The 17,794-nt window shown below is 64.5% G+C and carries 15 protein-coding genes, 1 tRNA gene and 1 pseudogene; 11 read left to right on the top strand and 6 right to left on the bottom strand.

The genetic code is table 11. The features are described 5' to 3' along the window. The first annotated feature begins 129 nt into the window (after positions 1-129). From XcyCFBP4188_RS15380 to XcyCFBP4188_RS15355, 6 genes are read left to right on the top strand one after another with little or no spacing between them, the layout of a single operon-like run. Complete coding sequence (locus XcyCFBP4188_RS15380; RefSeq protein ID WP_074057178.1) at positions 130-1,161, top strand: 3-oxoacyl-[acyl-carrier-protein] synthase III C-terminal domain-containing protein; 1,032 nt, start codon at positions 130-132, stop codon at positions 1,159-1,161. A gap of 35 nt (positions 1,162-1,196) precedes the next feature. Next, a complete protein-coding gene (locus tag XcyCFBP4188_RS15375) occupies positions 1,197-2,045 on the top strand; it encodes an MBL fold metallo-hydrolase (RefSeq protein WP_006449122.1) in 849 nt (282 codons plus the stop codon). Then, on the top strand, positions 2,042-3,001 hold the full coding sequence (locus XcyCFBP4188_RS15370) for an NAD-dependent epimerase/dehydratase family protein (RefSeq protein WP_006449121.1): 960 nt from the start codon (positions 2,042-2,044) through the stop codon (positions 2,999-3,001). Before XcyCFBP4188_RS15375 ends, XcyCFBP4188_RS15370 begins: the two co-directional genes overlap by 4 nt. Then, positions 2,992-4,146: a glycosyltransferase gene (locus XcyCFBP4188_RS15365; protein WP_006449120.1), complete on the top strand. Its 1,155-nt coding sequence runs from the start codon at positions 2,992-2,994 to the stop codon at positions 4,144-4,146. Before XcyCFBP4188_RS15370 ends, XcyCFBP4188_RS15365 begins: the two co-directional genes overlap by 10 nt. Beyond that, on the top strand, positions 4,124-4,756 hold the full coding sequence (locus XcyCFBP4188_RS15360; RefSeq protein ID WP_006449119.1) for a hypothetical protein: 633 nt from the start codon (positions 4,124-4,126) through the stop codon (positions 4,754-4,756). Before XcyCFBP4188_RS15365 ends, XcyCFBP4188_RS15360 begins: the two co-directional genes overlap by 23 nt. Then, positions 4,725-5,981, top strand: coding sequence for a glycosyltransferase (locus XcyCFBP4188_RS15355; protein WP_006449118.1), 1,257 nt, complete (start codon positions 4,725-4,727; stop codon positions 5,979-5,981). The genes XcyCFBP4188_RS15360 and XcyCFBP4188_RS15355 overlap by 32 nt, the downstream gene beginning before the upstream one ends. A 504-nt stretch (positions 5,982-6,485) precedes the next feature. Here the strand turns inward: XcyCFBP4188_RS15355 and dxs are convergent. The 5 genes from dxs to XcyCFBP4188_RS15330 form a co-directional block, all read right to left on the bottom strand. Then, positions 6,486-8,402, bottom strand: a complete 1,917-nt coding sequence (dxs, locus tag XcyCFBP4188_RS15350) for a 1-deoxy-D-xylulose-5-phosphate synthase (RefSeq protein WP_043907101.1) — start codon at positions 8,400-8,402, stop codon at positions 6,486-6,488. Between the two features lie 373 nt (positions 8,403-8,775). Further along, complete coding sequence (locus XcyCFBP4188_RS15345; RefSeq protein WP_006448493.1) at positions 8,776-9,432, bottom strand: HNH endonuclease; 657 nt, start codon at positions 9,430-9,432, stop codon at positions 8,776-8,778. 250 nt (positions 9,433-9,682) lie between these two features. Continuing rightward, positions 9,683-11,476: an acyl-CoA dehydrogenase C-terminal domain-containing protein gene (locus XcyCFBP4188_RS15340; RefSeq protein WP_006448492.1), complete on the bottom strand. Its 1,794-nt coding sequence runs from the start codon at positions 11,474-11,476 to the stop codon at positions 9,683-9,685. A 37-nt stretch (positions 11,477-11,513) separates the two neighbouring features. Then, positions 11,514-11,990: an LEA/WHy family protein gene (locus tag XcyCFBP4188_RS15335; RefSeq protein ID WP_006448491.1), complete on the bottom strand. Its 477-nt coding sequence runs from the start codon at positions 11,988-11,990 to the stop codon at positions 11,514-11,516. A gap of 107 nt (positions 11,991-12,097) precedes the next feature. After that, positions 12,098-12,634: a lipocalin family protein gene (locus tag XcyCFBP4188_RS15330; RefSeq protein WP_006448490.1), complete on the bottom strand. Its 537-nt coding sequence runs from the start codon at positions 12,632-12,634 to the stop codon at positions 12,098-12,100. A 180-nt stretch (positions 12,635-12,814) separates the two neighbouring features. On the opposite strand from XcyCFBP4188_RS15330, the gene XcyCFBP4188_RS15325 reads away from it, so the two are divergent. The 3 genes from XcyCFBP4188_RS15325 to XcyCFBP4188_RS23105 all read left to right on the top strand — a co-directional run bounded on the left by XcyCFBP4188_RS15325 (position 12,815) and on the right by XcyCFBP4188_RS23105 (position 14,196). Continuing rightward, positions 12,815-12,890: transfer RNA gene (locus XcyCFBP4188_RS15325), tRNA-Phe, on the top strand. 271 nt (positions 12,891-13,161) lie between these two features. Beyond that, positions 13,162-13,428: a hypothetical protein gene (locus XcyCFBP4188_RS15320; protein WP_043889283.1), complete on the top strand. Its 267-nt coding sequence runs from the start codon at positions 13,162-13,164 to the stop codon at positions 13,426-13,428. Between the two features lie 153 nt (positions 13,429-13,581). Beyond that, a complete protein-coding gene (locus XcyCFBP4188_RS23105) occupies positions 13,582-14,196 on the top strand; it encodes a hypothetical protein (protein ID WP_006448488.1) in 615 nt (204 codons plus the stop codon). Between the two features lie 16 nt (positions 14,197-14,212). Here the strand turns inward: XcyCFBP4188_RS23105 and XcyCFBP4188_RS15310 are convergent, their stop codons facing one another. Continuing rightward, positions 14,213-14,887: a class I SAM-dependent methyltransferase gene (locus tag XcyCFBP4188_RS15310; protein WP_006448487.1), complete on the bottom strand. Its 675-nt coding sequence runs from the start codon at positions 14,885-14,887 to the stop codon at positions 14,213-14,215. Positions 14,888-15,174: 287 nt separating this feature from the next. Here XcyCFBP4188_RS15310 and XcyCFBP4188_RS15305 point away from each other — a divergent pair, with 287 nt between their 5' ends. After that, positions 15,175-15,507 (top strand): SMR family transporter, encoded by a 333-nt coding sequence (locus XcyCFBP4188_RS15305; protein WP_043889818.1) that lies wholly within the window; start codon positions 15,175-15,177, stop codon positions 15,505-15,507. A gap of 115 nt (positions 15,508-15,622) precedes the next feature. After that, positions 15,623-17,235: pseudogene (locus XcyCFBP4188_RS15300) on the top strand (histidine kinase famiy protein). Positions 17,236-17,794 lie beyond the last annotated feature (559 nt).

The following is a 17,794-nucleotide window of genomic DNA, read 5'->3' as shown; positions in this document are numbered from 1 at the left end:
TGTGTTGGCCGGAGTCCAGAGCGGCTTGGATGGCCGCTCCAGGGGATTGATCGGCCGCGCCATGGCCTTCTTCGTCTACAGGCGATGCGCAGCGTGCGATCAATCGAGTCGGCCAACGCCAGCCACGTTATGCTGCGCGCCTTGTCCAATGAGACCTCCGCGTTGAACGCATTGCCGCTGCGCATTCTGGGCACCGGGCGCCATGTCCCCGCGACGGAGGTGACCTCGCAACAATTGGACGCGCGCTGGCAGTTGCCGGCGGGCACTACGTTCGCGCGCTCTGGCGTGGCAACGCGCCATTACGTGGGCGAGGGCGAGACCGCATCGTCGATGGGCGCCGCCGCCGCGACCCAGGCGCTGGCCAGCGCCGGCATCGAGTCCGGCCACATCGATTGCCTGATCTCGGCCTGCAGCGTCATGGAGCAGCCGATTCCCTGCCAGGCGGTATTGATCCAGCGCGCGCTTGGCCTGGGCGATTCGGGTATTCCCGCGTTCGACGTCAACGCGACCTGTCTGAGTTTTCTGGTTGCATTGGACATGGCCGCCAATGCGCTGGCGCTCGGGCGCTACCAGCGCGTGTTGATCGTCTCCAGCGAGGTCGCATCGGGCGGGCTGGATGCATCGGCGCCGGCTACGGCCGGGTTGTTCGGCGATGGTGCGGCTGCAGTGATCGTGGGACGCAGCGCTGCGGAAGACGGCTCGGCATTGCTGTCCAGCCGCCTGTGCAGTTATGGCGATGGCGCGGAGCTGTGCCGCATTCGCGGCGGCGGCACGCGCTATCCGCGTGGCGAAGAAAGTGCGCCCGATGCCTTGCGCACCTTCAGCATGGATGGGCGCGGTGCCTATCGCTTCGCGGCGCGCTACCTGCCTGCCTTCTGGGAGCAATTGCTGCGCGAGGCCGGCACCACCACAGACGCCTTGCGCTGCTTTGTGCCGCATCAGGCCTCCGGCGGCGGTCTGGATCATGTGGTGCAGGCCTTGGGGCTGCGCGCAGATCAGGTGATTCGTATCCTGCATGCCACCGGCAATCAGGTCGCCGCATCGTTGCCGCACGCCTTGCATCACGCGCGGATCGAGCAGCGTTTGCAGCGGGGCGATCTGTTCGCACTGCTCGGCACCGGCGCCGGGTTGGCGATCGGCGGCATGGTGCTGCGGTACTAGGGCGTGTACTCACTTCCCGAACAGGTCGTGTCCTGATGCCGCCGCGCGTGTCGCTGGAGTTGCTGCGCATCGGCCATTGCCGCCATTGCGAGCGCATGGTGCGTGCGGACGGGCACTGGCATGCGGTGGAGTTCCCGGCATTGAGCGTGCTGATTCGGCATCCGCAGCGTGGGGCGCTGCTGTACGACACCGGCTATGCCGCGCATTTCTTTCGCGCCACCGATCCATGGCCCGAGCGCCTGTACCGCTTGACCACGCCGGTGAGCTTGCCCGCGCACGAAACGCTGGGCGCACAGTTGGCGCGTCGCGGCGTGCAGCTGGAGGAGATTGCCTGGTGCCTGATTTCGCACTTCCATGCCGACCATGTGGGTGGTCTGCGCGACCTGCCGAATGCGCGCTTCATCTGCTTGCGTGCGGATTATCAACAGCTGCGCAGTTGTTCGCGCATTGGCGGCCTGCGGCGTGCCTTGTTGCCGCAGCTGCTGCCGACCGATTTCGATCGACGGCTGCAGTTCGCCGAACAAGCGCCAGTGCGCGCGCTGACCGGTGCCTGGCAAGGCTTGGGTGAGGCCTACGATCTGTTCGAAGACGGCAGCGTGCTGGCGATGCCGCTGCCCGGACACGTGCCTGGGCAGATGGGCCTGTGGTTGCGCGATCAGCACGACCGCGAGGTGTTGCTGTGTGCCGACGCGGTGTGGTCGTCGGCGACGTGGGCAACGCTGCAGTGGCCTGCATGGCCCACGCGTTTACTGATGCACGATTGGGCAGCGTTTCAACGCACCGTGCATCAGTTGCACGGGCTGTCGCAAGCGCATCCCGAGTTGGCGATCCTGCCTTCGCACTGCCAGCCCAGCCTTGATCGTTATCAACCGGAGTGGCGATGAGCCTGCGCATTCTCGTGACCGGCGCTTCCGGTTTTGTCGGTGGTTCGTTCCTGCGGCGTTTCCAGGGCCAGCCGGGTGTGGAGATCCACGGCATCGGTCGCCGCGCCAGCGATCTACCCAACTACCATCGCATCGATCTGAGCCGGCCGTTCTCGCTGCAATGGCAGCCGGATGTGGTGATTCATGCAGCGGCACTGGCATCGCCTTGGGGCACGCGTGCGCAGTTCCAGCTGCATAACGTAGAGGCTACCGCGAACGTCATCGAGTTCTGCACGCGCAACGGTTGCCCGCGTCTGCTGTATGTGTCGTCGAGTTCGGTGTTCTATCGCGAGGCGCATCAATACGACCTCACCGAGGACAGCCCGATCGGGCCGGCGTTCGTCAATACCTACGCGCAGACCAAATATCTGGGCGAAACCTTGCTCGAGCACTATCCAGGCGAGAAATCCGTGGTGCGCCCACGCGCAGTGTTCGGGCCGGGAGATACGGTGCTGTTCCCGCGCGTGATCGCCGCGGCGCGCAAAGGTGCGCTGCCGCGTTTTGTCGGCCAGACGCAGCCGGTGATCGGCGATCTGATCTATATCGATACGTTGTGCGATTACCTCTATCGCGCGGCCACCGCGCCGCAGTTGCAGCCGGCCTACAACCTCACCAACGCACAGCCGGTGGATCTGCAGCAGCTGTTACTGGACCTGCTTACGCGTCTGCAGCTGCCGTTGCCGCAGCGCGAGGTGCGCATCGCTACGGCGTTGCGCATGGCCAGCGTGGTGGAGGCGGCCTACCGCCTGCTGCGACTGCGCGGCGAACCGCCGATCACCCGCTTCGGCGTTGGCGCATTTGCCTATTCGAAGACCTTCGATCCACGACGCACGCTCGCCGATCTCGGGCCACCCAGCGTTGGTCTGGACGAAGGTGTCGAGGCGTTCGTGCGTTGGCAGGCAGCGCAATGGGCGTAGCCGCACTGGCGTTGGCAGCGGCCTATCTGGCGGTGCTGATGGTCAAGATGGCTGCGGTACTGTGGGTCGTGCGCGATGCATGCGCGCGGCCATCGAGCGATGCCGCTGCGACCCAGGCCGAGGTGGCGATATTGCAGCCCATCCTCGGCGGCGACGCGCATCTGCAGCAGGTGCTTGCGGCAAACCTGCAGGCACTGCCAGAGGCACACTTCATCTGGCTGCTGGATGCGGAGGATCGTGCAGGAAACACGGTTGCCGATGCATTGGTGATGCTGTATCCGCAGCGACGCATCGAGCGTGTGCTGGTGCCTCCGGCGCCACCTGGCATCAATCCGAAAGCATGGAAACTCGACTACGCGCTGCCGCATGTGCGCTCACCGATCAGCCTGATCCTCGACGACGATGCGCAGCTGAGCAACAGTGCGCTTGCCCGGTTGTTGCAGGATCTGACCCACGCCGATGTCGTCACTGCGCTGCCGTATTATCAGGACAGCGCAACGCTGGCTGGCCGCCTGTTGTCGCAGTTCGTCAACAACAATGCGGCGCTCGCCTATCTGGGCTGGCTGCCATTTGCCGCGCCGCTGACCATCAATGGCATGTGCTATGCCGCCCGCACCGAACAACTGCGCGCCTGGGGCGGTTTTGCCGCGTTGCTGGAGCAGCTGACCGACGATCTGGCGTTCGCAACACTGGTGCGTGAGCGCGGTGGGCGAGTGTGCCAATCCACCGCGCCGGTAGCCATGCGCACTGCGATGCCGGATCTGGCCAGTTACGCACGCCAGATGCATCGGTGGATGTTGTTCGCACTGATCCTGCTGCGCCGTCAGACGTTGGGCGTACGCAGCGCAATTTTCGTACTGCAGGGGCTGCCACCGCTGTTGCTGACGGGCTTGCTGCTGTGTGTTTGCGTGCAGCCAAGCTGGCTGGCAATGACCTGTGCGCTCACCACATTGCTGCTGCGGGCCTTGCTGCTGTGTCTGGTGCAACGGCGCGTCAGCGGAGCGATTCGTCACCGGCCATTGCTGTCGATTTGCGCCGAAGTTCTACAGCCGCTGCATCTGCTGCACGCAGCTGTGGTGCGCACGATCCGCTGGCGCACGCGTCGTTACCGCGTATTGCCGGATGGGCGTTTCCGTGCCGATTGACAGCGCTACGCTGCATATCGCCTTCCTTACCGGGCAAAGCGATCCGCAGCGCTGCGCATTGAGCATGGAACAGCAGCACTTCTTGCAGCAGCTGCAAGGCCGGGGCCGGCAACTGATCGACTGCAATTATCCGTATCGCCCTGATAGCGCTGTGCATCGACGCATGCCGCTCTGGCGCGCCAGTCTCTCCAACGCGCGGCAGTACCTGGCCGCACGCGCCGCACGTATCGTGGATGCCGATCGCATGCGTGTTATGGCGCTATTGGAGCGGGCGCCGATCACGGTAGTGCTGGCGGGCAGTTGCGGCCTGCAGTTACTCACCGCGCTGCAGCTTCCGCAGGCACTACGTACGCGCCTGGCAGTGTTTGCCTACGGTCCGGTCTGTAACGCACCTGCCTCGTTCGCACAGTTGCGCGTGTTGCAAGGGCAGCGTGATTGGATCTCGCGCGCGCTGTTCGGTGCTGCGATCGATCTGAGGCCCGCGTGCGGGCATATGGATTACCTGCGTAATGCGGCGGTGCTCGCCGATTGCCAGGCGTTCATCGCGCGGCTCGAATACGCCGTGCAGGGGAGGGCAGATGCGCATCGATCTGATCGCGCCGCCATATAGCGGACATCTGCATCCGATTCTGGCCATTGCCCGTCAGCTGGCGCCGCATCACCAGGTGCAGGTCATCAGCACGCCAGCGGCGCAGGCGCGCATCCGTGCATGCGGGCTGAGCGCAGTCAGCGTGCTGGATGCGCAAGCCGACCGGCTGTTGCTGGAGATCGCCAACCCACCGCACGCGGTGGGCCACAACCCGTTGCGCTTGCGTCGACAGCTGCACAACGCGCTTGGGTTGATGGCGCGGATGGGGGATGTGCTGAAAGCGCGCTGGCGCGAGCGCAGGCCGGACCTGGTGATCGTCGATTTCACCTTGCCCAGCGCAGGACTGGCGGCGCAGGCGATGGACATCGCGTGGTGGACCAGCATGCCGTCGCCGTGCGTGATCGAAACAGTCGACGGGCCTCCGGCGTATTTCGGCGGTCTGCTGCCGGCGACCTCAGTAACGCAGCGGATCTGGCATGCGATCGCGCGGCGTTTGACGCGTGGATTCAAACGAAGCGTGCATGTCTGTTATCGGCGCCAGATGCATGCCTGCGGATTGTCGGCGATGTATCGCAGCGATCGTAGCGAGGCGGTGTATTCGCCGCAGTGCATCCTGGCATTGGGTCTGCCGTCGTTCGAGTTGGCGCAGCGCTGGCCTGCGGCGGTGCGCTTCGTCGGGCCGCAGTTGTGTACGCCGCCATCGGCAGTTGCGTCGCCTGAGTTCGTGGCCGGGCGTCGGCATGTGCTGGTGACGCTGGGCACGCATCTGCACTGGGTCAAACACCGCATGGATGCGGTGCTGCGCGCGCTGGCGCCGCAGTTCCCGGAAGTGATCTTTCATTTCAGCGATGGCGATACCGCAGCGCCGCAGCAGCAGGCGCACGGCAACTATCAACGTCTGCCGTATGTCGACTATGCGCAGCACCTGCATCGCTACGCGCTGGTGGTGCACCATGGCGGTGCCGGCATTCTGTACGCCTGCCTCGCCGCAGGTTTGCCATCGATCGTGTATCCGCTGGACTACGACCAGTTCGACCACGCCGCACGCCTGCAGGTCGCCGGAGCAGCCTGGTGGTTGCGCGCGCTGGACGAATTGCCGGCACTGTTGCGCGAGGCGCTTGGCACGAGCGAGCTGCCGTCAGGCGTGCATCGATTGCAAACGGAGCTGCACGCCATCGATGCGCAGGCACGCATCCTGCGGCTGGTGAATGCGTTTGCGCAGACCGGTGTGGTGCCGCAGGTCTGATGCGTCGCCACGCGAGATCGGTCGCGCATTGCGTCAGCGCAGCCGCGTCAACACGACGCGTGGGTCGCGGTTGATACGGGCAGGCGAATCTCCAATCGCCTGCCGGGACTGAACATCCAAGAGTGGCTCACAAAACTGCCAAGTGTGCGCAGCCGGCTGATCTGCAGCTTGGTTGCAGGGCCCTTGCCCGCCCACCATCGCGGGACACGCCGCAAGTACGTCCGTGTAGGCGCTTACGCGGCATCCATGCCGCGTAAGGTCCCGCGCCGGTTGGCGGGCAAGGGCCAGTCGAGAGGGTCGGTGTGCGTGGTTGCGGGCAGTGCGCGCGGCGCGACCGTCCGATGCGGTCATGCTCGGCTCCTGTCGATCCGAGCAATGGCATTGCCATTGCCGAGATCGCTCCAGTGTCCAACGAAGGCGAGTGCGACCATCACGTTGTCGCCATCGATAAAGCGTTCGAGAGGTTTTGTTAGCCGCCTCAAGTCGCTCTAGCTATCGCAGGCCTCAGCCCGCAGCAGCGTTCAACGACGGCGTCTTGCTGGCCATCAGCTGCGGCCAGCGCTTGAGCACGGCGGCACGGATACCGGCCTGATCGATGCCAGCGTCGGCCAGCAGGTCTTCGCGGCTGGCGTGGTGCTGGAAGCTGTCGGGCAGGCCCAGGTGCAGCATCGGCATGGTGATCGCTTCGGCATTGAGCAGCTCTGCCACGCCCGAACCTGCGCCACCGGCAACGACGTTGTCTTCGATGGTGACGAAGCCTTCGTGGCTTTTGGCCAGTTCCAGCAGCATGGCTTTGTCGAGCGGTTTGACGAAGCGCATGTTGACCACGGTCAGGCCGAGTTCGCGCCCGACCGCTTCTGCCGCATCCACGCTCGCGCCGAAGCCCAGCAGCGCGATGCGTGCGCCGCTATGACGCAGCTGCGCCTTGCCGATCGGCAACGTGGTGAGCGATGTGTCGAGCGCACTGCCCGGGCCTGTGCCACGCGGGTAGCGCACTGCCGCCGGGCCGTCGTAACGCACGCCAGTGGTCAGCATCTGGCGGCACTCGGCTTCGTCGGCCGGCGCCATCACCACCATGTGCGGCACGCAGCGCAGGAAGCTCAGATCCAGATTGCCGGCATGGGTGGCGCCATCCGGGCCGACCACGCCGCCGCGGTCGATCGCGAACAGCACGTCGAGCTTCTGCACAGCTACGTCGTGCACCAGCTGGTCGTAGCCGCGCTGCAGGAAGGTGGAGTAGATCGCCACCACCGGTTTTGCGCCCTGGGTCGCCATGCCGGCGGCCAGCGTGACCGCGTGCTGCTCGGCAATCGCCACGTCGAAATAGCGCTGCGGATACTCCTTGCTGAAACGCACCAGGCCCGAGCCTTCGCGCATCGCCGGAGTGATCACCAGCAGCTTGGACTCGGCCGCGGCCATGTCGCAGACCCAGTCGCTGAAGACATCGGTATAGGTCGGCTTCTTGGCGCCGGCCTTGGCAATCAGCCCCTTGCTCGGATCGAACGGGCCCACCGCGTGGTAGCCGATCTGGTCGCCTTCGGCCAGCTCGTAGCCCTTGCCCTTGGTGGTGATGACGTGCAGCAACTGCGGGCCCTTGAGCGTCTGCAAGGTCTTCAGTGCGCCAACCAGGCTGGACAGGTCGTGGCCGTCGATCGGGCCGGTGTAGTGGAAGCCCATTTCCTCGAACAGCGTGGACGGCACGAACATGCCTTTCCAGTGTTCTTCCCAGCGCCGCACGAAGCGCGCGGTGGGGTTGTTCTTCTTGTCGCCGAGGATCTTCTTGCCGCCCTCGCGGATCGCGTTGAGCGTGCGGCTGCCGCTTGCGCGGCCCAGCATCTTGGTCAGCCCGCCGACCGCTTCGGAGATCGACATGCGGTTGTCGTTGAGGATCACCAGCAGGTTCGGTTCCGGGTCCATGCCGCCGGCGTGATTGAGCGCCTCGTAGACCATGCCGGCAGTCATCGCGCCGTCGCCGATCACCGCCACCACCTTGCGCTCGTCGCCGTTGCGCTGCGCGGCGATCGCCATGCCCAGCGCGGCCGAGATCGAGGTCGACGAATGGCCGACGCCGAAGGTGTCGTAGATGCTTTCTTCGCGCTTGGGAAACGGCGCCACGCCGTCCTTCTGCTTGACCGTGTGGATCTGGTCGCGACGGCCAGTGAGGATCTTGTGCGGGTAGGTCTGATGGCCCACGTCCCACACCAGCTGATCGACCGGGGTCTGATACAGGTAGTGCAGGGCGACGGTGAGTTCGATCACACCCAGGCCAGCCGCGAAGTGCCCGCCGCTCTTGCCCACCGACTCGATGAGGTAGGAACGCAGTTCTTCGGCGATCGCCGTGAGCTCGGCCTCGTCGAAGCTGCGCAGATCGTCGGGGGTCTGGATGCGCGACAGGCGCGGATAGCGGGTGGAATCGATCATCATCGTGTCAATGTTCTGAAGCCATATTGTCCTCCCCATGCGAAGGCCCGGCAAGCAAACCGGTTCAGCTGTCAGCGGGAAGTGATGGCTGCGCTCGCCGCCATTGCTGCCGGGCGCGGTGAACGCCTGCGCATGCGGCAATCTGCCGCACCCATTTGGACGTGCGAATGCACGCTGGGCGCGCGAACGCCAGGTGCTGGGAGTGCTTGGCTATAAAGACGGTGTGCTCGTCAGCCAGCATGATGGATGCCTGGCTTGCGCGTGCCCATTGCTAAGTTATCGCTCGGGCGTGGACCCAGGTCCACTTAGTCGCTCTTGTTGAGCCCGAACACCTGCAAGCCCGCGCGATCTGCGCAGGGATGGATGACACGCGCTACAGCGACAGCTTGGAGCGCTTGGGCAGCTGCGCGCGCAGGAACGCCATCTGATCGGAGAGGATATTGCGGTTGGAGAGGATCAGATGTTCGATCCAGCTCGGCCGATACGGCACCGCCAGCAGCGGCATATGCGCCTGTTGTGGCGTGCGGTTGGCCTTGCGCGAGTTGCACTGGAAGCACGCAGTGACCACGTTCTCCCAGGTGTCGCGGCCGCCCTTGGACACCGGCAAGACGTGGTCGCGGGTCAGTTGCGGGCGGCTGAAGTGCTGGCCGCAATACAGGCACAGCTGCGCATCGCGTGCGAACAACGCGGTGTTGCTGAGCGTGGGGGTCGGGTCCAGTGCGCGCGAGCGTGCGTGACCACGCGCGGCGATGATGGGATGCAATTCCAGCACGCTGCGCTCGCCGGTCAGCCGCGAGATGCCGCCATGGATCTGCATGCACGGTTCGCCCAGCGTCCAGGAGACCGCACCGCGTGCGTACAGACAGGCGGCGTCTTGCCAGTTTATCCAGTCCAGCACCCGGCCGTGCGCATCGAGCGAGAGCAGGCGCAACGCGGGAAGTTGCCGAAACGCAGCGACAGAGCTGCCCGCGACCGGGGCATCGAAGCCGCCGGGGACGATCACACCACGTGCGTGAGTGTCTGTCTCCATCGGGAAAACAGCTTATACCCGATCGTTGACAGTTTGTGTATCGCAGTGAACGGCTTTGGCGCGTGTCTTGCAACGAATAGCTCATCAAGTACTGGCTCGGCCGCAATGCCGCCGTGCTGAGTGAGCAATCTTCGGGCGCATAGAAGGCCGTAGGAGCGCACCCGGGCGCGACGTCTTTCCGTTCGATGCTGCTTCGTCGCGGCCAGGTCCGCTCCTACAACGGCGGCAGACCCCGGCTATGCGATGTCGCTCAGCCCTCGCCGAACAGCTCCGCTTCCAGTGTCATCAAGGGCGCGGCGCCGCTGCGGATGGTGGCGGCATGGGTCAGCGTGCGTGGCAGCACGCGGGCGAAGTAAAAGCGTGCGGTCTCGCGTTTGGCTCGCTTGAAGTCCTCGCTGTGCGCGGAGGCATCGGCAGCGGCCACGCTGCGCGCCCACCAGTAGGCCAGCACCACGTAGCCGGAATAGAACAGATAGTCGTAGCTGGCGGCACCGAGTTCGTCGGGGTTGCGGGCGGCGCGATCGAGCACGTCGCGGGTCAGCATCGCCCACTCGCTGGCCTTGTCGCGCAGCGGTTTGATGAACTCGGCCAGCGCCGCGTTGCCTTGCTGGGCATTGGCGAAAGTTTCCACATCGGCCAGGAACAGCTTCAAGCCCGCAGCCTGGCTGGTGGCGGTCTTGCGGCCGATCAGGTCCAGCGCCTGGATGCCGGTGGTGCCTTCGTAGATGGTGGTGATGCGGGCGTCGCGAGCCAGTTGCTCCATGCCGTATTCGCGGATATAGCCATGGCCACCGAAGCACTGCAGCGCGTGGTAGGTGTTCTCGATCGACCACTCGGTCTGGCAGGCCTTGGAGATCGGGGTGAGGAAGCTCACCAGGGTCTCGGCGTCGGCGCGTTCCTGTTCGGTCTCGCCGCGATGGGTGACATCGACCAGGCTGGCCGCGTGCAGCGCCAGCAGGCGGCTGCCTTCGGTCAGCGACTTGATGGTCAACAGCATGCGGCGCACGTCCGGGTGCACGATGATCGGGTCGGCCGGCTTGTCGGGGAACTTGGCACCGCTGAGCGCACGCGATTGCAGGCGCTCGCGGGTGTAGCGCAGCGCGTTCTGGTACGCGCGCTCGGACAGGCCGATGCCCTGAAGGCCCACGCTCAGGCGCGCGGTATTCATCATCGTAAACATGGCCTGCAGACCCTTGTGAGGCTGGCCGACCAGATAGCCTTGCGCGCCTTCGAAGTTCATCACGCAGGTCACCGAGCCCTTGATGCCCATCTTGTGCTCGATCGAGCCGCAATGCAGCGCGTTACGCTCGCCCACATTGCCGTCGCGGTCCACCTTGAACTTGGGGGTGACGAACAGCGAGATGCCCTTGGCGCCGGCCGGTGCGTCCGGCAGTTTGGCCAGTACCAGATGCACGATGTTGTCTGTGAGATCGTGCTCGCCGGCAGTGATGAAGATCTTGGTGCCGGTGATGGCGTAGCTGCCGTCGGCGTTGGGCTCGGCGCGGGTCTTGAGCAGGCCCAGGTCGGTGCCGCAATGCGGCTCGGTCAGGCACATGGTGCCGGTCCAGCGGCCATCGATCAGCGGCTTGAGGAAGACGTCCTGCTGCCAGCTTTCGCCATGCTGGCGCAGCGCTTCCATCGCGCCATGCGAGAGCAGCGGGAAGTTGCCCCAGGCCAGGTTGGCAGCGTTGATCATCTCGCTCAACGGCACGCCCAGCGTATGCGGCATGCCTTGACCACCGAATTGCGTCTCGGCGGTGAGCCCGTTCCAGCCGCCTTCGACGAACTGGTTGTACGCCGCGCGGAAGCCGGGCGGGGTAGTCACAGCGTGGGTACTCTTGTCGAACGCGCAGCCGATCTCGTCGCCGATGCTGTTGAGCGGCGCCAGCACCTGCGAGGTGAAGCGACCGGCTTCTTCGAGCACGGCGTCGATGATGTCGGTGCTGGCATCGGTGTAACCGAGCCGGGCGAACAGGGCTTGCGCACCGAGCACGTCGTGCAGGGCGAAGCGGAAATCGGTCAGCGGGGCGGTGTAGCTGCTCATGCGGAGTCCTTCAAACGAGTGCGGGAAGGCGTGCGCGTCAGCGCAGCACGCCGTTGAGGCCGGGGGCCGGGCTGAGCGTATTGCGCGACTCGACCGCGAAATCGCGCCGCTTCTTGTCCTGCGGGGTCGCCCATACCGTGCCCTTGAGCGTATACGGCAGCGAGCGGCCGCTGGCGAGCACGTCGGCGACGGTGAGGCGGCCCAGCGAGGTCGGCTGCAGGGTGACAGTCACCACGTCGGCGGTCTCCGGGCCGATCGAAATACCTACGGCCTGGTCGAGCTTGCCGGCCAGCTGGTCGCCGGCGGAGATCTCCAGCGCCACGCGCTCGAACTGCATCGGGATGCTGCTGTAGTTCTGCAGCCGCAGGTCCACCGACCAGGCGCCATCCGGGCGCACGGTCAGCTGCTGGATGCGGGCGGCCGGCTCGGACACGCGGCGCACCGCACCGCCGCAGGCGCTCAGCAGCAGGGCGCAGGTCAGCGACACAATCACAAGGCGATAGGCACGACGCATGTACTCGGATCCTTGGCTGGGTAAGGCGGCGCCAAGAATACTACGCAGTACGGTTGCTGCCTTGCTGCGGCAACGGGGACTGAGGGCGTGCGGTCAGGGCGCTGCACTCACAGCAATGGCGCCGCCACAATCAGCGGCGACAGGTCGTAGCCCATCTGCGTGGCCTGGCGCTTGAGTTGCTCGAACTGCGCGCGCTGCATCTGTGGCGAGCGCGACAGGATCCACAGGTACTTGCGATCCGGCTCGCCGACCACCGCCCATTGGTAGTCCGGGTCGAGCGCGATCACCCAATAGTCGGCCCACACCAGTGGCAGCCAGCTCAGCCATTCCGGGGCGAAGCGCACCTGCAACTGGCCGGGTTGCCCGGAGACAGGTCGCGCTACACCCTCGGCCTGGGTCAGGGCGCCTTCGGCAGTGCGGCAGCCGTTACGCACGCCGATCAAACCATCGTCGCGCAAGGTGTAGCTGGCGGTGATATCGCTGCGGCACTTCTTCTGGAACGAGACCGGCAGGTGCGCGATCTCGTGCCACTGCCCGGCGTAGCGTGAGATGTCCAGCTGCGGCACCGCGCGTATCGGCTGTTGGGCAATACCGGTCAATGGCAGCAGCAAAGCGAACGACAGCAGCAGGCGGGGCAGGCGCATGACAATCTCCTCGGGACGCGCGCAGGCTAGGCCATGCCACCCGCCGCGCGGCGTGAACCGGCGCAAGAAACCCGGCTGCCGGCACCGGCCCGCAACAAAGTTGCGCGCAAGGCTTGCCCAAACTGCGCCTGCTCGCTATGATGCGCGTCCTCGCAACGCAGGCATCGCGTTGCAGGTAGTGGCCGAGTAGCTCAGTTGGTAGAGCAGGGGATTGAAAATCCCCGTGTCGGCGGTTCGATTCCGTCCTCGGCCACCATTTCCAAGCCTTCATTCGCAAGGCTTTCCGGCAATAGCCGGGTTTTCAGACTCTTGTTGTGTTTCCTTTGAGCCAGACCTGCATACAGATTGGCGGGCGGTTTTGTCGTGTCTGTCGATGAGTGCTTTGACGATAAGGCTGTGTCGCGGATCGTGTTTGCAGATCGAATCGAATGACGCCGCGGGCCGCTCTCTCAATCAATCTGCGCACTGTCGCGATGAGTGCTTTGCTTCCACGTCGTCTTCAACTGCGCGTGGCGATACTTGCGCGCATGACGCACAAGACACTTCGACGCACGTTGATTCATGGGTACTGCGGTGAGTTCCGCGTGGAGACGTTGGAAAGCCAGGCGCCTGGCGCGACGTTGTGGCTCTCGACCGCGTTCGTCTACCACCGCGACCGCGCGTCGCCAGTGGCCACGATCGAGGGCGCCGGGCAGGGCGAGTATCGCGGCGATGCGCGTGAGCAGGCGCTGCGCGTCGGCTCCTGCCTGGCGGAGTTTCTGGATCCGAAGGAATACCGGGTTCGCGAGACCTAGCGCCACCACAACGGTGTGTGAGTTGTTGGCTGTGCGCAGGTGGTGCTCAGTCGCCTGTGGCGCTGCAGCGCGTGGTACTCCGCAACGCATCACCGGTCGAGGAGCCTGCATGGCCGGGTATCCTTGTGGCCTTGATCGGACGAAGGAACGGCAATGACGAAACACCACTGGTGGTTGGTAATGGCAATGGCACTGGCTGCGGCCGTGCCGTGTGGCGCATCCACGCTGCCTGCGAATGCGTCGAAGTTGCTGCCTGCCGGGCAGACGGTGATCGGCGTTGCCACTGCGGATCTGACTGGAGACGGCCGGCAGGATTATGTGGTGGCCCTGCGCGCCGCGTCTGAAGGCACCTTGGATGCGCTGCGCTCCAGCGGGCGCGCCGCGCCTGCACGCACCTTGCTGGTGTTGGTGGCGAACGCGGACGGTGGCTTTGTCGAAGCCGGGCGCAATACGCGGGTGATCTTCAAGGCCGACGAAGGCGGCCAGTGCGATCCGTTTCTGGATGGCGAAGAAGGCTTGGTGGCGAAGGGCGCGTATTTCACCGTACAGAATGGCGTGTCGTGCGGGCAGCATTGGACCGACTACATCACCTTCCGCTACGACCGTGCGCGCGGTGGGTTCTTTTTCCACAAGCGTGTGACGGAAAGCTGGGAAATGAATACCGATGACAGGCCTGACGCCGATGCGATGCGGATGAGTGAGCACACCGAGATCAAGGCCGACCCGCGCAAGCCGGTGTCGCTGTCGGCGTACACGCCGACGCCGTGATGGCATAGCGCTGCGATCAGCCGCCTGCCGGCCACCAGTTGTCCATGTTGCGCCGATAGACGAACAGACGCGGTGCCTTGGCCACCTGCACCGAGGCCTGGCGATCGCCGGCAATCAGCGAAAACCCGATGTCTGCGAGCATGCGCGATAGCGCATTGGCATTACCGCGGCCCGGGTCGCTGATGACGATCTCGCACGAGGGCTTGGCAAGCGCGGGGATGAGTTTTGCCAGCATGGTGGCGTGGCGGGTTTCGTAGAGCACATCGCTGGCGATGATCATGTCGAACTGGCCCATGTTCGGCGCGCCGGTATCCCAGTCCAGGCGCCGGTACGGCACCGATTCCAGCGCATTGAGCGCAGCGTTGTAGGCCAGAAACACTTCGGCCAGCGGGTGGTGATCGCTGGCGACGACGTCGGCGCCGCGCCTGCGCAGCACCAGACTCGCCAGCCCCAAGCCGCAACCGAGTTCGAGGATGCGTCTGCCTTCGATCGGGCGCGTGGCCATCGCTTCGGCCAGCAGTTGCCCGGCCGGCCAGACTTGGCCGAACAGACTCCACTGCGCGGACGAAATGCCCGCGTCAGCTGCGCTTTCATCGGGATCGGCGTACTGCTGCTTGTCGGCCAGTGCGCGAATGACGTAGGTCAGTTGCCCGAAGGTCAACTCGTGAATCTGGGTCTGGTAGCCCGGCATGGTGATATCGCATGGGTCGCCAGACGAAGGCACTGGCGCGGAAAAGAATGCGCGCAACGGTGCCAGAAAGGCCGGACGCGGCGCAGGAGCTGCTTGCTGCCCGCGCATGCTACGGCAAAACCTTGCCGATGCACGTCTGCGGACGTCTACGCATGGCAGCCTGTGGCACCACGCTTGGCTGGCTTGCAGCAAGCGACCATGTCTGCGATGGCTCACAGCTGCGCGCTTGCATGCAAGCCGGCGCTGGCGGTTATGGTCGCCGGATTGCGGACGACAAGGTGGCAGCGATGAAGAACTGGGTGTTCCTGGCGGTGGCAATCTGCGCAGAAGTCACCGCGACCTCGGCGCTCAAATCCAGCGAAGGCTTCACGCGCTTGTGGCCATCGCTGCTGACGGTGCTCGGCTACGGCATTTCGTTTTATTTTCTGGGGCTCACATTGCGTGTCATCCCGGTCGGCATCGCCTACGCCCTGTGGTCGGGCGCGGGCATCGTGCTGATTTCGCTGGTGGCGTGGGCACTCCACGGGCAACGGCTGGATGCACCGGCGATGCTGGGTATGGGGTTGATCGCGGCTGGGGCAGTGGTGATCAATGTGTTTTCCAAGGTTGCGCCACACTAGCCTGCACGGGCGAGCGCTGCGGTAGTGGCAAAACGTACGCAGTGCATGTGAGGAGTCAACTGACCGCCTCCAACTAGACTCCGGTCATGAACATTGCCCTGCGCAGAAGATGCACTTGAACGATCCCGGTCACGGAGCGCCATGTGCGCCCCACATCAGCGGATCTCGCGGTCCTCCTGTCGAGAAGCAACGCTCGGATATCTTTTTTGCCGCGGTGGAAACCACGCGGATGCCGATGACGGTGACCGACCCGCATCTGCTGGACAACCCCATCGTGTTCGCCAACCGCGCATTCCTGGAAATGACCGGGTATTCGTCGGAAGAGGTCATCGGCCACAATTGCCGTTTTCTGCAGGGGCCGGATACCGACCCGGCCAACGTCAACGAGGTTCGCGATTCCATCGCCAACCGTCGCGCATTCGCCACCGAAGTGCTGAATTACCGCAAGGACGGTTCTCCGTTCTGGAATGCGCTGTTCGTCTCGCCGGTGTTCGATGACAAGGGCGAGCTGGTGTATTTCTTCGGTTCGCAGCTGGATGTGAGCCGTCGCCGCGATGCCGAGGATGCCTTGCGTCAGGCGCAGAAGATGGAAGCGCTGGGTCAATTGACCGGCGGTATCGAGCACGATTTCAATAATCTGCTGCAGGTGATGTCCGGCCATCTGGAAGTGATTCAGATGATGGCTGCGGACGGCGGTGGCAATGCCAAACGCATTGCGTTCAGTGCCGAGCAGGCGGCCGCTGCTGCGGCCAAGGCGGCCACGCTCACTTAACAATTGCTCGCGTTTTCGCGCAAGCAGAAGTTGCGCGGCGGCGTGGTGAATCTCAACGGTCTGGTGTCGGGCATGAACAACATGGCCGAGCGCACGCTGGGCGGCGACATCAGCCTGCGGCAGTCGCTGGAAGAGGGGCTGTGGAATTGCCAGATCGACACCACCCAGGCCGAGATGGCGCTGCTGAATGTGTTGATCAACGCGCGCGATGCGATGGCCTATGCCGAGCGCAAGGAAGTCACGGTACAGACGCGATCACCAGCCACGATCTGTCCGCGTATCACCAGTTGGCACCGGGCCGCTATGTGAGCATCGCAGTGCGCGACACCGGCTCGGGCATGCCGCCGGACATCGCCAGCCGGGTGATGGAGCCGTTCTTCACCACCAAGGAAGAAGGCCAGGGCACCGGGCTGGGGTTGTCGATGGTGTACGGCTTCGTCAAGCAGTCTGGCGGCACCGTGCGCATCCATAGCGAAGTGGGCGAGGGCACCACGGTACGGCTGTATTTCCCGGCATCCAGCGAGTATGCGGACGACGTGCAGGCGGTCAAACAGCGCGTGATCGGGCAGGGCGGTAGCGAGAACATCCTGATCGTGGAAGACAAGCCGGACGTGGCGGTGGTTGCCAAGCTCTTTTTGGAAGGTGCCGGCTACCGTGTCCTGTGCGCATCCAGCGGACGCGAAGCAATTGCAGTGCTGGAGCTGCATCCGGAGGTGGATGCGTTGTTCACCTATCTGATCATGCCGGGCGGCATGAATGGTGTGGTGCTCGCACGCGAGGCCTGCCGCATGCTGCCCAACATCAAGGTTCTGCTCATTACCGGCTACGCCGATGACGGCATCCAGCGCACCGACGCGGGTGGCGCGGAGTTCGGCGTGGTCAATAAGCCGTATACGCAGAAGGAATTGCTCAAGCGTATCCGCTTGTTGCTGGACGGGCCTGTTGGTGTCTGTTGATCGGTGTTTGCCGATGCAATGCAGATGCCTGGTTGAAAGTGTTGCAGCCAAGAGCGACTAATAAAACGTAGAGAGCGGTCGCCTGGCGGTGAGCGTAGTGGTTTTGTTGGTCGCCTCTTGTTGGATGCAGCCCAGCTCAAATGCTGAGTCGGTCGAGGGCGCGGTGCCCTCACCGCTCGCGGGACACGCCGCAAGTACGTCCATGTAGGCTCGGTGGCGGCATCCATGCCGCCACACGGTCCCGCAATCGGTGAGGGCACCGCGCCAGAAAGTGAGTCGGTTGCTTTGTTGAAAGCCTGCCTGTTAATCACATTGCATTTGGGAGCTGTAGGACACGCCGTCATCCAAACAACTTGCCTCTTACCTCATGCATTGCTTGCACCACGCACACCGACCATCTCCACTGGTCCTTGCCCGCCCACCGTCGCGGGACCTTACGCGGCATGGATGCCGCGTAAGAGCCTACATGGATGTACTTGCGGCGTGTCCCGCGAGGGTGGGCGGGCAAGGGCCCTGCAGCCAAGCCGCAGCCAAGCCGCAGATCATCCGCCCTACAGCG

The organism is Xanthomonas hortorum pv. cynarae, assembly GCF_002939985.1.
GTDB classification, from domain to species: Bacteria; Pseudomonadota; Gammaproteobacteria; order Xanthomonadales; family Xanthomonadaceae; genus Xanthomonas; species Xanthomonas hortorum_D.
This window is presented reverse-complemented; position numbering and strand designations above follow the sequence as displayed.

Excerpts from the sequence above, each read along its gene's own strand:
- XcyCFBP4188_RS15330 (WP_006448490.1), bottom strand. The coding sequence starts at position 12,634 with ATGCGCCTGCCCCGCCTGCTGCTGTCGTTCGCTTTGCTGCTGCCATTG.
- dxs (WP_043907101.1), bottom strand. The coding sequence starts at position 8,402 with ATGATCGATTCCACCCGCTATCCGCGCCTGTCGCGCATCCAGACCCCC.
- XcyCFBP4188_RS15345 (WP_006448493.1), bottom strand. The coding sequence starts at position 9,432 with ATGGAGACAGACACTCACGCACGTGGTGTGATCGTCCCCGGCGGCTTC.
- XcyCFBP4188_RS23105 (WP_006448488.1), top strand. The coding sequence starts at position 13,582 with ATGACGAAACACCACTGGTGGTTGGTAATGGCAATGGCACTGGCTGCG.
- XcyCFBP4188_RS15305 (WP_043889818.1), top strand. The coding sequence starts at position 15,175 with ATGAAGAACTGGGTGTTCCTGGCGGTGGCAATCTGCGCAGAAGTCACC.
- XcyCFBP4188_RS15360 (WP_006449119.1), top strand. The coding sequence starts at position 4,124 with ATGGGCGTTTCCGTGCCGATTGACAGCGCTACGCTGCATATCGCCTTC.
- XcyCFBP4188_RS15335 (WP_006448491.1), bottom strand. The coding sequence starts at position 11,990 with ATGCGTCGTGCCTATCGCCTTGTGATTGTGTCGCTGACCTGCGCCCTG.
- XcyCFBP4188_RS15310 (WP_006448487.1), bottom strand. The coding sequence starts at position 14,887 with ATGCCGGGCTACCAGACCCAGATTCACGAGTTGACCTTCGGGCAACTG.
- XcyCFBP4188_RS15340 (WP_006448492.1), bottom strand. The coding sequence starts at position 11,476 with ATGAGCAGCTACACCGCCCCGCTGACCGATTTCCGCTTCGCCCTGCAC.
- XcyCFBP4188_RS15320 (WP_043889283.1), top strand. The coding sequence starts at position 13,162 with ATGACGCACAAGACACTTCGACGCACGTTGATTCATGGGTACTGCGGT.
- XcyCFBP4188_RS15355 (WP_006449118.1), top strand. The coding sequence starts at position 4,725 with ATGCGCATCGATCTGATCGCGCCGCCATATAGCGGACATCTGCATCCG.
- XcyCFBP4188_RS15365 (WP_006449120.1), top strand. The coding sequence starts at position 2,992 with ATGGGCGTAGCCGCACTGGCGTTGGCAGCGGCCTATCTGGCGGTGCTG.
- XcyCFBP4188_RS15380 (WP_074057178.1), top strand. The coding sequence starts at position 130 with ATGCTGCGCGCCTTGTCCAATGAGACCTCCGCGTTGAACGCATTGCCG.
- XcyCFBP4188_RS15370 (WP_006449121.1), top strand. The coding sequence starts at position 2,042 with ATGAGCCTGCGCATTCTCGTGACCGGCGCTTCCGGTTTTGTCGGTGGT.
- XcyCFBP4188_RS15375 (WP_006449122.1), top strand. The coding sequence starts at position 1,197 with ATGCCGCCGCGCGTGTCGCTGGAGTTGCTGCGCATCGGCCATTGCCGC.